Source organism: Kistimonas ophiarachnellae (genome assembly GCF_057552235.1).
In genome coordinates this window covers 125,774-141,493 of sequence record NZ_BAAJPA010000011.1, presented here as the reverse complement: position 1 = coordinate 141,493, position 15,720 = coordinate 125,774, and the positions used below count along the sequence as shown (strand labels likewise).

11 protein-coding genes are annotated in these 15,720 nt (G+C 54.5%); 6 read left to right on the top strand and 5 right to left on the bottom strand.

The genetic code is table 11. From position 1 onward, the window contains the following. Positions 1-72: 72 nt before the first annotated feature. A complete protein-coding gene (locus AC27K1_RS14970) occupies positions 73-456 on the bottom strand; it encodes a hypothetical protein (protein ID WP_487151621.1) in 384 nt (127 codons plus the stop codon). 17 nt (positions 457-473) lie between these two features. Then, positions 474-1,703: an MFS transporter gene (locus tag AC27K1_RS14965; RefSeq protein WP_487151620.1), complete on the bottom strand. Its 1,230-nt coding sequence runs from the start codon at positions 1,701-1,703 to the stop codon at positions 474-476. 98 nt (positions 1,704-1,801) lie between these two features. On the opposite strand from AC27K1_RS14965, the gene AC27K1_RS14960 reads away from it, so the two are divergent. Genes AC27K1_RS14960 through AC27K1_RS14945 form a run of 4 tightly spaced genes read left to right on the top strand, consistent with a single transcriptional unit; the run spans position 1,802 to position 7,723 of the window. Further along, positions 1,802-3,595: an IucA/IucC family protein gene (locus tag AC27K1_RS14960; RefSeq protein ID WP_487151619.1), complete on the top strand. Its 1,794-nt coding sequence runs from the start codon at positions 1,802-1,804 to the stop codon at positions 3,593-3,595. Then, entirely contained in the window at positions 3,595-4,623 is a 1,029-nt protein-coding gene (locus AC27K1_RS14955) for a GNAT family N-acetyltransferase (RefSeq protein ID WP_487151618.1), read from the top strand. Before AC27K1_RS14960 ends, AC27K1_RS14955 begins: the two co-directional genes overlap by 1 nt. Beyond that, positions 4,620-6,401, top strand: a complete 1,782-nt coding sequence (locus tag AC27K1_RS14950) for an IucA/IucC family protein (protein ID WP_487151617.1) — start codon at positions 4,620-4,622, stop codon at positions 6,399-6,401. Before AC27K1_RS14955 ends, AC27K1_RS14950 begins: the two co-directional genes overlap by 4 nt. Positions 6,402-6,406: 5 nt before the next feature. Continuing rightward, positions 6,407-7,723, top strand: a complete 1,317-nt coding sequence (locus tag AC27K1_RS14945) for a lysine N(6)-hydroxylase/L-ornithine N(5)-oxygenase family protein (protein WP_487151616.1) — start codon at positions 6,407-6,409, stop codon at positions 7,721-7,723. A 99-nt stretch (positions 7,724-7,822) separates the two neighbouring features. Here AC27K1_RS14945 and nfi read toward each other — a convergent pair whose 3' ends face one another. The 3 genes from nfi to AC27K1_RS14930 all read right to left on the bottom strand — a co-directional run bounded on the left by nfi (position 7,823) and on the right by AC27K1_RS14930 (position 10,782). Next, positions 7,823-8,539 (bottom strand): deoxyribonuclease V, encoded by a 717-nt coding sequence (nfi, locus tag AC27K1_RS14940; RefSeq protein WP_487151615.1) that lies wholly within the window; start codon positions 8,537-8,539, stop codon positions 7,823-7,825. Between the two features lie 93 nt (positions 8,540-8,632). After that, the gene (locus tag AC27K1_RS14935) at positions 8,633-10,066 is read right to left on the bottom strand and encodes an ATP-binding protein (protein ID WP_487151614.1); all 1,434 of its coding nucleotides are present in this window, start codon (positions 10,064-10,066) and stop codon (positions 8,633-8,635) included. A gap of 23 nt (positions 10,067-10,089) precedes the next feature. Continuing rightward, positions 10,090-10,782 carry a response regulator gene (locus tag AC27K1_RS14930; RefSeq protein ID WP_395178140.1) on the bottom strand — a complete coding sequence of 231 codons (693 nt, stop codon included), beginning with the start codon at positions 10,780-10,782 and terminating at the stop codon, positions 10,090-10,092. Between the two features lie 537 nt (positions 10,783-11,319). On the opposite strand from AC27K1_RS14930, the gene AC27K1_RS14925 reads away from it, so the two are divergent. Further along, positions 11,320-12,552: an efflux RND transporter periplasmic adaptor subunit gene (locus AC27K1_RS14925; RefSeq protein ID WP_487151613.1), complete on the top strand. Its 1,233-nt coding sequence runs from the start codon at positions 11,320-11,322 to the stop codon at positions 12,550-12,552. Then, on the top strand, positions 12,552-15,695 hold the full coding sequence (locus AC27K1_RS14920) for an efflux RND transporter permease subunit (RefSeq protein WP_487151612.1): 3,144 nt from the start codon (positions 12,552-12,554) through the stop codon (positions 15,693-15,695). Before AC27K1_RS14925 ends, AC27K1_RS14920 begins: the two co-directional genes overlap by 1 nt. Positions 15,696-15,720 lie beyond the last annotated feature (25 nt).

Sequence of the window (15,720 nt, the reverse complement as noted above, 5' to 3'; positions counted from 1 at the left end):
ATACTGAGGAACTGGCATTGTTGTTATTGGTCGCGAATGATATTGATTCGTATTTGCAAAATCAATCATTCATCATAGTGTTTCATGCAAATGCCGAATGGCCCAGTCCCTGGCCTGGTCATAATCGGTGAGTGCCACCATCGGGAACGGCATGGCTTTTTTCATATTGTGACTGACGACCCGTTCTCCTTCCCTGTCAGACACCACCAGGCGCACCACCCCTTTGCAGTAACGTTCCATGCCGTTTCTGTGCTGGCGAAACCAGAGCCCCATCGCCTTTCGGGACGCCGGTGATAACTGACTGTCGGGACGGGCCTGGACAATCATCGTAAACGGCTTCTTCTTTGCCAGCAGCACGGACAGGTCATGCAGCCATTCGTCAGCGTCCAGATCTGTCGCCTTACGGTTAAAGTGCAGACTCACTATAGGCCAGCCCATCATCTGAATCGGTTTCACAGTGTTAACCTCTCCTGTTATTGCATCTGCTCGGGCCCGACAAGCGACTTGCCGGAACCGCCCAGTAAAAAAAACGTGGTAATGAAAGCCATCAAGGCAATGAGCCCTGCCATTAACAGCGCCAGATCCACACCAATGGTCAGTGATAATCCAGCAAGCACCGCGCCAAGCGAATAACCTAGCGTGTGAATAGCACTGAATGTTCCGGTCAGCGTCCCCTGCCGGGAACCTGCCTCTTGAGCCGCAGCGCCCATGTAGGCTGGCGTCAGGAGCGTGACAGAGGCGGCAGCAATGGCAACCCCGGCAAAATAAGCCGGAATGTTCTCAGCCATAATCAGCACCATGCATCCGCTTAATAACAGAGAGCTTCCTGCACGCATCGAAAGCAGCTGACGGTGACTCATCCACCGAATGATCAACAGATGAGTCAGCAACGTGCTGACCGCGGCTGTCATCATCAGCTCAGCAAGCAATTCGGTTGCCTGCTGCGGGGAGAACTGCAAACGTGCCTGCACCAGAGGGCCAATCAGGTACTGCAACTGCCCAAAGGCAGTGGTTACCCAACAGGCCAGCAACAACATGGGCCAGAGTGTCTGACTTAATGAACGAAATGCGAATGTGTTAGAGGGCGCAGGAGACGAGACTGCAGGTTCCCTGCCCTGACCAAACGCCAACAACAATAACGGAATGAGCGACAAGCCAATTAATACGACAAAAGGCTGCAATACCCCCGAGGAGATAAACAACAACGGCAATAAGGGACCGGCAAGACGCCCAACACTGATGGCTGCGGTAATGCGACTGAGCGCCCGGCTGCGGTTTTTCTGCACTGATTCATCCAGCACCCAGGCCTGCACTGCCGGGTAAAGTCCTCCGACCGTCAATCCATACACCAGCCTGCCAACAACAAGCAGCCCAATGGCAGTCGAATGCCGTATATGTTGCTGTGTCAGCGCATAGAAAACCGCCACCATCAGCGCATGACTGAGCAGAAATCCCATGATTCCCACAAGAACAACCGGTCGACGTCCGACCACATCACTCATTCGCCCCCAAAGGGGCGCCGCCACAAGAAACAGTACGGTTCCCAGTGCAACCAAGGCCGCAAACGTCTCATAACCGATACCGGTTTCCGATACTAATAGCGGCAAACAGATCAGCAACGTCGTCTGCCCCATACCGAGAAGACACACCGCAGACAGGCGTCCAGCCTGCACTAACCCTGGAGCTATTGAGAAATGATTCATTGGCAACGTCACTGTTGTCAGGGGGTTATAGGAATGCTTTAATGATAACGCTTCTCATTTGCATTGCAAGAATTACAATAATCAGGAGTCCCCCTCAGATGCAGGCATTGCATGAATCCCATGCCCAGGCACTGGCAATCGGCAGTTTTTTTAATGCCCTGTTACGGGAGTGGCAGGCATGGCGGCCTCTCGATCCACAGGAAGCATCCCGCATAGATCCGGATGCCTGTTGTGTCATCCCCCTGCCTTTAAGCCATTCGGGTAAAACAGCATTCCTGTGCCTTGATCATTATTCAACAGCAGGACGGCACCGGTTCCGATCACCGCTCCTGATCAACCAGGCCAGTCAACCCCAGCCCGAACCGGTTGCTTTTACTACACTGGTCAGCCTGCTCTCGCGGGAAGAACAGATTCTCGGCAAGGTGGATGAAACCCAACGCCGGCGTTTTGTGGAAAAGGTAAAAAACAGTGTGGCCAATATCGCGGAGATGCTGGTTTCAAGGCCGGAATCCCTGCAACAAAGCCTGGCCGAACCGCTGGGGTTTGAGGCATCTGAACAGGCACTGTTTGCCGGCCATGCAGTGCATCCAGCCCCCAAAAGCCGGGATCAGTTCAACACCGCCAAAGAAAGACAGTACCTGCCGGAATCCGGCCGGTCATTCCCGCTACATTGGCTGGCCGTGCACGATGACGATCTGGTCACAGAAAGCGCACACTCACTGTCGTTTAAAGCGCTAACGCGGCAGCTTGCTGACGAAGACCGCGAACTGCCTTCTGGCTTTCACCATGACATCCCTGATACCCATACCCTGTTGCCAGCCCATCCCTGGCAGGTTCAACAATGGCTTGAACATCCCCATATCCAGGCATTGATTAGGGAAGGTCGGCTGATTGACCTGGGAAAAACAGGCAGTGACTGGCGCGCCACCTCATCGGTTCGGTCGATTTATGGCCGCCATGCATCGTTCATGATCAAGTACTCACTCAGTGTGCGTCTGACCAACTCCCTGCGTCACCTGTTACCGAAAGAAGTGATTCGGGGAAGGGAAATTCACCAAGTCAAATACCATAGTCACACTGGACAGGCATTACGTGAGCGATTCCCCGATTTCCATATCCTCACAGAACCTGCCCATGCCGCCATCCGGGGAGCCAATGGCAAGGCTCTGCCAGAAACCATGATTGTGCTCAGAGAAAATCCCTTCACCGACAAAACGAGTGACTCAACAGAGCTGTTGGCAACCCTGACTCAGGACAATCCAACAGGTCACTGCCAGCTGGTCAACCTAATTCTCAATCTGGCTGAGAACCAGCATAAAACCCCGAACCAGATTGCCTGCATATGGTTTAACCGCTATCTCGATCGTGTACTCAAACCACTGGCCCTGGCCCAAGCTGATTACGGCCTGTTATTTGGCGCTCACCAGCAAAACCTGCTTATTAGCCTGAAAGAAGGTCTACCTGACCAGGTTTATTTCCGGGACTGCCAGGGCACCGGCTACAGCCAGACCGCCAGAATGCTGCTGAAAGACGACCTCCCCGGCATTGACCACCGCGCCGAACATCACGTCGACGAGCCCCTGGGATACCGCCTCTTTACCTATTACCTGCTGATCAACAGCACCTTTGGCGTCATCAGCGCGCTGGGCAGTAGTGGCGTCATTGCAGAAGCCCCCCTGCTGCAACAGCTGCGCGATTACCTGGAAGATCTTCGGCAAGGGAAACGTCAGGACACCGGCTGCCTGGATTATATGCTCGACAGTCCCAAGCTCTGGTCGAAGGGCAATTTCTTTTGCAGTTTCAGGCAGATCAACGAAAACACGCTGGATGATCCACTGGCGATCTACCACACCCTCAAAAATCCCCTGCATCACATTGAAAGGACACGCTGATGAACGATACCGCCACGATCACCCTGCCCGGACAACATGGCCCGATTTTCCTGAAACTACTCACCTCCAGACTGTTTTCAGTCGAAGATGAGACACAGTCTTTGCTGTTCACCATTCAGGAAAAAACGCTCGTCACACTCTCGGTCGCTACGCCATCCGATCTGCCCAGTCCGTTGAATCCGGCGCTGGCCGCTGCAGCCATGGAATACCTGTTTGCGCGCAATCCCATGCTGGAAAGCATCGGGGTAGCTGCCGAACTGTTACCGCATCTGGCGCATTGCGGGTTTGATATTACCCTGCCATCGACAGACCCAACTCATGAAAACAGCCACATCGTCAACCGTCCGGCTTTTTTTCAGAGTCGATTCCTGTGGCACAAACAGGGTCACCAGGCCACCTGGTATGAAAGCTGGACGTCTGACAAAAACAATGTGGATCACCCGGTCCGGGCCCCGCAACCCTCAGGCGTACTGTATGAGCGCTACGATTACCAGAGCGATACCCAGATCAGCTTTCGCACCATTGATCCAGACACCGATCTTGAGCTGTTTCATGACTGGATGAACCAACCCCGGATTGCTGAATTCTGGGAAATGGCTCAATCAGAGGATGAATTACGGGACTACCTGGAAACCGGGCTGGCCGATTCCCGTACCTGGCCGGTCATTGGCAGTTTCAATGGTGAGGCCTTTGGCTATTTCGAGATTTACTGGGCCATGGAAGACCGGATTGCGCCCTACTATGACTGTTCTCCATGGGACCGGGGTTTCCATCTGCTGGTTGGCGATCCCCGATTTCTCGGCGAACGCTATTCTGGCTGCTGGTCTCGTTCAATCACCCACTTCCTGTTCCTGGATGATCCCCGGACCCGACGACTGGTCGGTGAACCACGACACGACAATCGTCGCTTGCTGAAGCTGCTGGAACCCGGTGGGTGGCAATTTGTTAAAACCTTTGATTTCCCCCACAAACGGTCTGCACTGGTTGACTGTGACCGTGCCCGGTTCTTCCAGGAGGTCGCACTGTGACCGCTACCGCGCCGATACAACCGGATGCCGCCGACACATCGCTCTGGCATGCAGCCAACCGTCGTCTTCTCGCCAAGACGCTGGGCGAACTGAGCTGGGAGGAAGCGATTCACCCAGAGCAAATAGCCGACGATGACTACCGACTGCTATTGCCTGACGGTGTTGAATATCGCTTCAGTGCCTGGCGCAACATCTGGCAACAGCTCGTACCGGATCCGTCCACCCTTTACCGCCTGCCGGAAATCACGGCCAACCCCGAAGCGGCCCAGTTCTTTATCGATGCGCAGGAAACACTCGGGATGACACCGGCAACCCTGTGCAATCTGCTGGAAGAACTCAGCAACACCCTGATGGCCGACCTTCGTGTTCTGAAAAATTATCAGCACATGCGCGCAGCAGACATGGTCACACTTCCGGATGATGAGCTCCAGTGCCTGCTGGATGGACATCCCAAAGTCACCGTCAGCAAAGGCCGCATGGGCTGGGGTATGAGCGATTACCAACACTATGCAACAGAATATCGCCCTGACATTCAGCTGGAGTGGCTGGCCGTTAAACGCACAGCCTGCCGACTTTCCATCAAAGACGCACTCAGTGAAGAGCAACTGCTTAATGCCGTACTGGATGCTGATGAAAAGCAGCGTCTTCTGCAGGTCTGCGACACATTGGCAGTGAGTACTGACGACTACCTGCTAGTACCAGTACATCCCTGGCAATGGCACAACAAGCTGGTGAACCAGTTTGCCGGTGAAATTGCCGCCGGGAGAATCCGCTATCTTGGCTCGTTCGGAGATCCCATGCTGCCGCAGCAATCACTGCGCACACTGTCAAACCGACGCCGACCCAGCGCACTGAATATCAAGTTACCGCTGACGATACTCAACACCTCCTGTTATCGCGGTATTCCGGGACGCTACATTATGGCAGGGCCCGCCCTTTCAGCCTGGCTCGCCGATATTGCCCGGCAGGATCCGGTACTGGCTGAACGACGCTGCATTGTGCTGGAGGAACCTGCTGGCATGATCTACCCCCATCCTCACCACGAGCAAGTGCCGGACGGCCCCTACCGTTTTCATGAAATGCTCGGATGTATCTGGCGCGAAAGCGTGCACAGCCATACCGATCCGGATGAAACCGCAGTACTGATCGCCACCCTGTTCCAGAAAGACGGCTATGGTCAACCACTCATTAATGAATACATTAACCATTCCGGAATGAGCACGGAGGCCTGGCTGGATCGGCTGTTTGACCTGGTCGTGATCCCGCTCTACCACCTGCTCTGCAAGTATGGTGTGGGACTGGTGGCACACGGTCAGAACGTTACCCTGGTACTGAAAAACAACCGACCGGAACGGGTTGCCCTCAAGGACTTCCAGGGAGATCTGCGGCTCATCGATCAACCCTGGCCAGAACTGGACACACTGCCCACCGTTGTTCAGGAAGCCACCACCCGGCTGCCAGCTCACTACCTGATTCACGACCTGCAAACCGGACACTTCGTCACCGTACTCCGGTTTATTTCCACCGTACTGGCAGAATCCGGTTTCTCGGAAACGGCGTTTTATCGGATTCTCGGTCGTTGTTTGCAACGCTACATGGCTAGCCAGCCAGAGCTGGCGCCACGTTTTGATGCCCTGGATTTGTTCAAACCCACCATGGCACGCATCTGCCTGAACCGTGTCCGCTTTAAAACCGGTTACGACGACAGTGCCGAACGGCCACTGCCCGCGCTGGCATCAGACATCCCCAACCCTTTGGTACTCTCCTGCAAGGAATAATAACAATGCATCCAACCTCCCCCTCACTTGATCTCGCCGGACTGGGCATCGGTCCCTTCAATCTCAGTATCGCGGCATTACTGGACAGCCAGTCCGCGCTGAAAGCCCGGTTCTTTGATAAAAAACCGGTCTTCAGCTGGCATCCGGGGCTTATGCTGCCCGGGGCTCATATGCAGACCTCCTGCCTCAAGGATCTGGTCACCGCGATTCAGCCTACCAGCCCCTGGTCGTTTATGGCGTACCTCGTGGCAAAAGGCCGTTTTTATCAGTTTCTTTCAACAGAAAAACTGGTCATCAGCCGACAGGAATTTGTGGATTACATGGGCTGGGTGGCGGGCCAACTGCCTAACCTGACATTCGGTGCCGATATCCGCGAAGTCCGGTTTGAAGACAATCAATTCAAAATCCATTTTGATCAGAAAACCGTCACGGCAAACAATATCTGTCTGGGAACGGGCAAGTCACCCTACGTGCCCGACTGTGCCCGTGGCCATCTCAGTGCAACCTGCTTTCATGCCATCGACCTGGGGCACAAAACGCCAAACCTGTCGGGCAAACGACTGGTCATCGTCGGCGGTGGGCAGACCGGCGCTGAAATTTTTCTCAACAGCTTGAGGGGATTATGGGGTGAGGCCTCGGAGATTCATTGGGTATCCCGACGGCCAAACCTGGAACCACTGGATGAAAGCCCGTTCACCAATGAATATTTCACTCCGGGATATGTCGATTATTTCTTTACCCTGCCGGAACAACAGAAGCAATCCATCGTGCAACGTCAGAAACTGGCCAGTGATGGCATCACGCCCGCTTATCTTCTGGAGATCTACCGTGAACTTTATGACCGTACCAGTTTCAGGGAACCGCAAACAACCAATTGGTCAGTGCTGCCCGATCGAAGTCTCTGCCAGCTACAAAAGAACGGTAACAGCTATCAGGTGATTATGGACAATGCTCTCAGTCAGCAGCGGGAAATCCTGGAGGCCGATATCATTATTCTCTGTACCGGTTTTGAATACCGCCTGCCGGACTACCTTGAACCCTTGCAGCCACAATTGCATCTGGACCGGCACAACCACCATTACAGCCTGACAGAGAATTTCCGTGTTCAATGGGATGGACCCGACAATCGCCGGATCTATGCAGTCAATGCCGGCCTGCAAAGTCATGGCATTGCGGAACCACAACTGAGTCTGACCGCCTGGCGTTCAGCCAGAATCATCAATGATCTTGTTGGCAAGAGTCTCTTCGACACAGAGCCGGAGACAGAGCTGATTCAGTGGTCTCCCCAGGCACATAACATGGACAGATATGTGGCGGCCTGAAGAGGTATTCAGTCACGGAGCAATAGCGAAATCATGACAAGCGGCGGGTAAAGATAGCACCGCCGCTTATCGCCGTTCGCCTGCAATGCCGTTTAATCATCACTGATTTTGAATATCCCTGAGTCGTTTCATAAACGACGGACGTCTTGAGGCAATACCATCAGCCCAGCGGATAGGTTCAGGTAAACGGTAACGGGGGGTTGCCTGCTTCACCAGGTCAAGGGCTGTATCCAGGTCAACCTTATGCCCAATGGACACATAAACCGGTTTTACATTGACCCGGGTTCTCACTACCTTGCCGATACACTCCCCTTCGTCCAGCAACGGCACACTGTCGCCTGGCTCATTGTTAACATCTTCGTGCCGGCCGCACAGCTGGGACTTACCCACGCCAATGGTTGGCAAACCAGACAGCACGCCAAAATGACTGGCCACACCAAACCGGCGGGGATGGGCAATCCCCTGCCCGTCACAAAACACAAGATCAGGGGTTAAGCGCAATTCCCCAAGGGCTTTGAGTAATGCCGGACATTCACGAAAAGACAGCAGGCCAGGAATATAAGGCATAACGGTTGGCAAACGAGCGACTGAATAGTCCATAAATGCCAGTGAAGGCCAACTCAGCACGACCAGCACAGCCCGGGTTACCGTTCCCTGCGCCTCAAATCCGACATCCGCACCCGCGACCAAACGCAAGGGGGGTAACCGGTTTTCACGAATAACACAGCGAGACCATGATGTCTGAAGGGTACGCGCTGCTGATGGATCCCCCGTCCACCGGGGCGCCACGTCATCATTACCGCACAAAATAGTCATCAGCAATATACCGGCGAGGTGAATGTCTGCCGGTTCAGCTTAACAGAGAAATGAAAAACAGGCGCCTGACCGGCGCTTCGAGGAAGCCAACAGTCAGCTGTCAACGGGCAAGAAGATCGTGATATCCAGACCCGGCACCACGTTACGGGCAGAGATCGTACCGCCATGACCTTCAACGGCCGCGCGCGCAATCGCCATCCCCAAGCCACTGCCACTGTTATCACCACCACGGGTTTCGTCCACCCGGTAGAAAGGTTCAAAGAGGTGATTCACTGCATCATCCGGCACACCCGGACCGTAGTCGCGTACAGTCAGCGTAATGGCTTCCTGGGTTTTGATCAGGGAGACATTGATAGACGACTCTTCCGGGGCAAAGCGGATGGCATTACGAATGATGTTTTCAACCGCACTGGACAACCAGTTCTTGTTACCCCGAACCGTGCATTCATCACAGTGAATCAGCTCAACGGAACGGTTTTTGGCGCCTGCCTCAAAATCGGCATCCTCAACCAGCATTTTCACCGTGTCATCGAGCCGGAAGGATTCTGTCTGCTCGGTTGACGTTGCTGTCAGCATCTTGGACCAGAGAATGATACGCCCGATCATCTCATCCAGACGGCCAATCTCACGCTCAATGCGATCATGCTCCACTTCTGCCTGGCCAATGGTTTTATTTCGCGCCAGGGCCAATGATAGCTGCAACCGGGTCAGCGGTGAGCGCAGCTCATGGGACACATTACGCAACAGCTGCAGCTTATGCTGATCCAGTCGCTCCAGTTGCTCCGCCATCACGTCAAAATCTCGCCCAAGTTCACCGAATTCATCGTGTCGTTTGCACACAACCCGCCCGACACGGGCCGTTAAATCGCCACTGGCTATAAGGCCAACCGCTTCCTGCAAATTGCGCAGCGGTCGCACCAGGTAAAGCGTGAGTATCAGGCACAACAGACCACTGACCAGCAAGGCTGTCCAGACATAGCCCGGATGGCTTCGCGTAATACTTTCCACACGGGAGAACAGGTACCGCGGACGCTTTTTCACCATAAAGAAAGAATAATCTTCAGAGCGAAGACGCACGGTGGCCGGCCCGACAATCACCTGTCCCTCTGTCAGCCGGATTTCAGGCGTGATACTGGGCGCCATTTCAAACACCGTTTTCCTGACGTTCCGGAGCGGGTAGCGCCCGAGACTGATCAAACGTCCATCGCCGGATACCAACACAAGGTAGGTATACGATGACAATGGCATGGCGCGGCTGACTTTCTCCAGCACATCAATCGGCGCACTGTTATAGAAACCGGCCCGATCCACCATCAGCGATTTGCTCTGCAGCTCTTCGAGCAATGCCCGGCGCTCAGGCAGGAAATCACCGGGTTCCACGGTATACAACAGCGTTCCAATAACGGCTGTTACGAGGACACAGGTACCCAGCCAGAACCACAGGAATATCTTCCAGTAGATCCGGTACCAGATACGTAGAAAAAATGTACGAACGGCTTTGAGGAAGACCCCAGGCTTTTTTAACATTGGTGATTGCTTGTCAATTGAAGTCATTCACCAATATAAAAATACCCGGAACCTCTTACTGTCTTCAGCCTGGGACGACCATCCGGCTTATTGCCAATCTTGCGACGCAGGTTGCTGACATGCATATCAATGGCGCGATCGAATGGCTCAAGGCGACGATTGAGTGCCGTCTGGGTCAGCTCATCACGGGTAACCAGTTCACCGGCCTTTTCCACCAGCGTTTTGAGCACGATAAACTCGGTTGCCGTCACATCCAGCAACTGGTCTGACACATAGACCTCATGGTTGGCCAGGTTGAGTGTCAGGTCATCAATTTCCAGCTGCTTTTTGCGGGACGTGGTTTTTTCCGGTTCCATCTGGGTGCGTCGCAGGATGGCTTTCATCCGCGCCACCAGCTCACGGTGCTTGTAAGGCTTCGGCAGATAATCGTCCGCACCGATTTCCAGCCCGACAATCCGGTCCACATCATCACCACGGGCTGTCAGCATCAACACCGGTGTCTGGCTCTGCTGCCGGATGGTGCGCAACACCTCGAACCCGTTCAGTTTGGGCAGGGTCACATCCAGTAGAACCAGCTCATACTCACCGGTGAGCGCAGCCTCTACGCCAGCCGCACCATCATGAACCGCCGTTACATTGAAACCCTCTGTACCGAGCAATTCGACCAGGAGTTCACACAGTTCAATATCGTCGTCTACCAGCAGTATCTTGGTCATAGGCTGTCGTGCTTTGCAGATCCTGTTTATCTTGGAAACCCAGCAGGGAATATCCCACAACTGCGTACTACCCGTTTCACTGTTGCAGTCCATCAAAGGCCTATTGTAATCCGCCAACCTTTTGATGGGTTTTATTGATTGTAAGGATGCCGTAAATAGAGGTGGTCTCGCGCATTGCTGACACGGCAAAAGACGCTGCTTACACCCGGCAGACATCCTTATACACAATGTGAAGTTTTCAATCGGAAATGAACGCTATACTCTCCCGTGTGTTAACGCAAGTCGAAACCTGCCGGAACGGAAAAAACACGTATTATTACAGCTTCTGTCGCACCGGGTGCGCTCTTATAGTGGTACGATTACGCCAAAATCTTTTCGTCGCCCTATTTCATTGCCTTTCCATGACTGGCAATACGCCCATCCCGGGATAAACGGCGGTTTCTTACAACGACAGAGCAACCTGCTGACAGATATAGGCTTTTCGTCAGCGGTGATGGATGACATGTCTGTGCCTGCACAGCTGAAAGAGATACAGGAATGACCATAACCAACCGATTTTCCATCAAGACGGGCCTTGCGCTTGCCGCCGGCTTCTCACTCCTGCTGGCAGGGTGCAGCGATGATGCTGAAAAGCATCAGGCCGCCGCGCCGGCGCCGGCGGTCACCGTAGTCAAGGTTGAAAACCGCCCCGTTGGCGATTACCGGGAATTTGTCGCCCGGACAGAAGCCGTCGAAGAAGTGAAGCTCCGCGCCCGGGTGGAAGGCTACCTGGTCCGCCGTGACTTCATTGAAGGTGACCGGGTTGAAAAAGGACAACTGCTCTTTCAGATTGATCCCGCCCCCTTTGAAGCCTCTATCAGCCAGGCCAAAGCCAACCTGAGCAGCAGCAAGGCGGAACTGATCCGTGCAGAAAAAGCGCTGAAGCGTGGTCATGAACTGTTCCCCAAAGGTTTCATCAGCCAGTCTGACCTGGACACACTGACCAGCAACGACGCCCAGGCCCGCGCCTCCGTACAGGCTCGTCAGGCGGAGCTGGAAACTGCCATGATCAATCTGTCGTACACCCGTATCACCGCCCCCTTCAGTGGCGAAATCGGCAAAGCCCGTTACAGTGTCGGCAACCTGGTTGGCCCATCCAGTGAGCCGTTGGCGGTCCTGACCAGCACAGATCCCATGTACGTTTCCTTCTCGGTCAATGACAAGGAAGTGGTCAAGTACCTGGAACAGTATGCCGGTGAGCGTGATGAGCGCCCCAATGACTTTGACCTGTCTCTGCGTCTGCCCACCGGTGGTGAATTCTCACAACCCGGCAAATTCAACTTTGCCAATACCCGTGCAGATGAAACCACTGGCACGATCAACATGCGGGCTGAATTCCCCAATCCTGAAGACATCCTGCTGCCCGGTCTTTATGTCACCCTGATTGCCGAGAGCAAAGAAAAAACGGAAATGCCCCTGATTCCCCAGGCTGCCGTACAGGAAAACCAGCAGGGTCGTTTTGTACTGGTCGTCACTGCGGACAACAAGATTGAAACCCGGATGGTGGAAATGGGTCGTCGCCTTGGCGCCATGTGGGTTGTCAACAAGGGACTGCAGATGGGTGAGCGCATTGTGGTCGAAGGTCTTCAGAAGGTACGTCCCGGTGTCGTTGTTAACCCGGTTATGAAAACTATCGACATGGAAACCGGCACCCTGTCCAATCCGGCAAAATCCTCATCCCGCCCTGCTACCGCCGGCAACTCACCTGAAGCCAGCGCAGGGGCCCAGTAATGATCAGCCAGTTTTTCATACACCGACCGAAGTTCGCCTTCGTCATATCGATAGTCATCACGCTGGCGGGCTTGATCTCCCTGTATACCCTGCCAGTTAACATGTATCCGGAACTGGCGCCGCCCCAGGTGACCGTTTCCGCCATCTATCCCGGCGCCAGCGCCAGTGTGGTAGAAGAATCGGTTATCCGCCCGATTGAAGAACAGATCAACGGTGTAGAGGATATGCTCTACATTGACTCGACAGCCTCCAACAACGGGTCTGCCTCGATTACGATCACCTTCAAGAGTGGCACCGATGATGACATGGCCCAGGTCAACGTCCAGAACCGAGTCGCCATCGCCGAGACGAGTCTGCCGGAAGAGGTTCGTCGACAGGGTATCACTACCATCAAGCAGTCCAGTAACATGCTGATGGGTATCAACCTGTTTGCCAAAAACAACAAGTTTGACCAGATCTTCCTGAGTAACTACGCCACCAATTACCTGACTGAACCGCTGGCCCGTCTTGACGGTGTGGCCAAGGTCGAGGTGATGGGTGAAATGACCTACAGCATGCGTATCTGGCTGGATCCGGACAGCATGCATTCCCTGGACGTCACCGTTGCGGATATCCAGCAGGCACTGCAGGAACAGAACACCATCGTCGCTGCCGGTAAACTGGGCCAGGGTCCCACCCAGGCTGACCAGCAGTTCGAATACACGATCCAGACCCGTGGTCGTCTGGCTAACCCGGAAGAATTTGGCAAGGTGATTATCCGTGCCAAAACCGATGGCGCCATTGTACGACTGCGTGATGTCGCTAAAATCGAGTTAGGTTCACAAACCTACAGCGCCAGCGCCAACCTGAACAACAACCCAACGGCCTTTATTGTTATTTACCAGCTGCCTGACGCCAACGCGACCCAGGTTGCCGAAAGCGTTTACGCTGAAATCGACAAGCTGTCAAAGAACTTCCCCCAGGGGCTTGAATACCACATCCTCTATGACACCACGAAATTCATCAATGCCTCTATTGATGAAGTAGTGACCACCCTCTACCAGGCTGTCGGTCTGGTTATCCTGGTTGTCTTCCTGTTCCTTCAGAACTGGCGGGCAACGTTGATTCCGTCGGTTGCAATCCCGGTATCCCTGATCGGTACCTTCGCCGTCATGAATGCCCTGGGATATACCATCAACAGTATCACCCTGTTTGGCCTGGTACTGGCGATCGGGGTCGTGGTGGATGACGCGATCGTTGTTATTGAGAACGTGGAGCGATTAATCACCAAGGAGAAGATGGAACCGGTAGCCGCGACAGTCGAGGCTATGCGGGAAGTGACCGGTCCGGTTATCGCCACAACCCTGGTACTTTTGGCCGTTTTCGTACCGGTCGGCTTTATGCCGGGTATCACCGGTGAGCTGTATAAACAGTTCTCGGTCACGATTTCCGTAGCAGTACTGATCTCGTCCATTAACGCACTGACGCTGAGCCCCGCACTCTGTGTGGTATTGCTGAAAGAAGGCCGCATGGGCCACATGGCCATCCTGAAGCCCTTTGAGCGGTTCATTACCAGGCTCACCGGTGGCTACACCGGCTGGGTCAGCTGGATGCTGCGCCGTTCTACGCTGATGGGCATCCTGTTCCTCGTACTGCTCGGCAGCACAGGCTTCCTGGCCAAGATCGTTCCGACGGGTTTCGTACCGGAAGAAGACCAGGGCTTTGTCTTTGTCGATGTCCAGCTGCCTGATGCGTCTTCCATCAACCGTACCGAAGACGTCATGCATCGCATCACGGACCTGGTGCTGCAGCAGAAAGGCGTTACGGACTTTATCTCCGTATCCGGCTTCAGTCTGCTGGGTGGCGCCGGCTCCAATAACGCGCTCGGTATTGCAGTACTGGAAGACTGGTCAGAGCGGAAGTCTCCGGACCTTCAGCTGAATGCCATCCTCGGACGTATTCAGGGGACCCTCTGGTCACTGCCCGATGCACAGGCCATGGCCTTTAACCTGCCGCCGATTCCCGGTCTGGGCAGCACCGGTGGCTTTGACTTCCGTCTGCAGGACACCATGAGCCGCAGTCCGCAGGAGCTGGCGCAGGTGCTGAATGGCCTGATTTACGAAGCCAACCAGAACCCCGCTCTCAACCGCGTGTTCAGTACCTACCGGGCCAACGTTCCCCAGTACTTCCTGGAAGTAGACCGGAACAAGGTCAAGGTTCAGGGTATTGCCATGTCGGATGTCTTCATGACCCTGCAGGCGCAACTGGGCTCGTTGTATATCAACGATTTCAACAAGTTCGGCCGCATCTACCAGGTCATCATCCAGGCAGAGACCGAGTACCGTGCAGAGCCTGAAGACCTGCAGCATTTCTATGTCCGCAACAAGGACGGCGAAATGGTGCCGCTCTCCACCGTTGCACGCCTGACGCCGATCCTGGGCCCAACCAGCCTGACCCACTTCAACCTGTACCGTTCCGCCACGGTGAATGGTCAGGCGGCGCCCGGCTACAGCTCTGGTGACGCCATCAATGCCATGAAGGAACTGGGCGCCAAGCTGCCGGACGGTTACACCTATTCCTGGGCCGGTCAGTCACTGCAGGAAATCCAGGCCGGCAACCTTGCGCCGATCCTGTTCTCCCTGGCGCTGATCTTTGTTTACCTGTTCCTGGTCGCCCAGTATGAAAGCTGGAACATTCCGTTTGCGGTTATTGCGTCTGTACCCATTGCCGCATTCGGTGCCATGGCAGGTCTGTTCGTAACCGGCATGGTCAACGATATCTACGCCCAGATAGGCCTGGTATTGTTGATAGGTATCTCCGCGAAAACCGCGATCCTGATCGTCGAATTTGCGATGGTACAGCGACAGCAGGGCAAGAGTATCTATGATGCCGCCCTGAACGCTGCGGGGCTGCGTTTCCGTGCGGTTATGATGACAGCGCTCTCCTTCATCCTGGGTGTTATGCCACTCGTGGTTGCCAGTGGTGCGGGTGCAGCCAGCCGTCGTTCGCTGGGTACCACGGTCATGTGCGGTATGCTGGCCGCCACGATCCTTGGCACACTGCTGACGCCGGTGCTTTACAAGATCATCCAGGCCATGCGTGAGCGAGTGAAAGGTGAGTTAATCGAACATAGCGATCCTGATCACAAAAGCCATACGGCCTAAAACCAGAAAGCCCGTCTAAACGACG

Bases quoted from the DNA above. Each gene is read 5' to 3' on its own strand.
- AC27K1_RS14945 (WP_487151616.1), top strand. From the start codon at position 6,407: ATGCATCCAACCTCCCCCTCACTTGATCTCGCCGGACTGGGCATCGGT.
- AC27K1_RS14920 (WP_487151612.1), top strand. From the start codon at position 12,552: ATGATCAGCCAGTTTTTCATACACCGACCGAAGTTCGCCTTCGTCATA.
- AC27K1_RS14960 (WP_487151619.1), top strand. From the start codon at position 1,802: ATGCAGGCATTGCATGAATCCCATGCCCAGGCACTGGCAATCGGCAGT.
- AC27K1_RS14930 (WP_395178140.1), bottom strand. From the start codon at position 10,782: ATGACCAAGATACTGCTGGTAGACGACGATATTGAACTGTGTGAACTC.
- AC27K1_RS14925 (WP_487151613.1), top strand. From the start codon at position 11,320: ATGACCATAACCAACCGATTTTCCATCAAGACGGGCCTTGCGCTTGCC.
- AC27K1_RS14965 (WP_487151620.1), bottom strand. From the start codon at position 1,703: ATGAATCATTTCTCAATAGCTCCAGGGTTAGTGCAGGCTGGACGCCTG.
- nfi (WP_487151615.1), bottom strand. From the start codon at position 8,539: ATGACTATTTTGTGCGGTAATGATGACGTGGCGCCCCGGTGGACGGGG.
- AC27K1_RS14955 (WP_487151618.1), top strand. From the start codon at position 3,595: ATGAACGATACCGCCACGATCACCCTGCCCGGACAACATGGCCCGATT.
- AC27K1_RS14935 (WP_487151614.1), bottom strand. From the start codon at position 10,066: ATGTTAAAAAAGCCTGGGGTCTTCCTCAAAGCCGTTCGTACATTTTTT.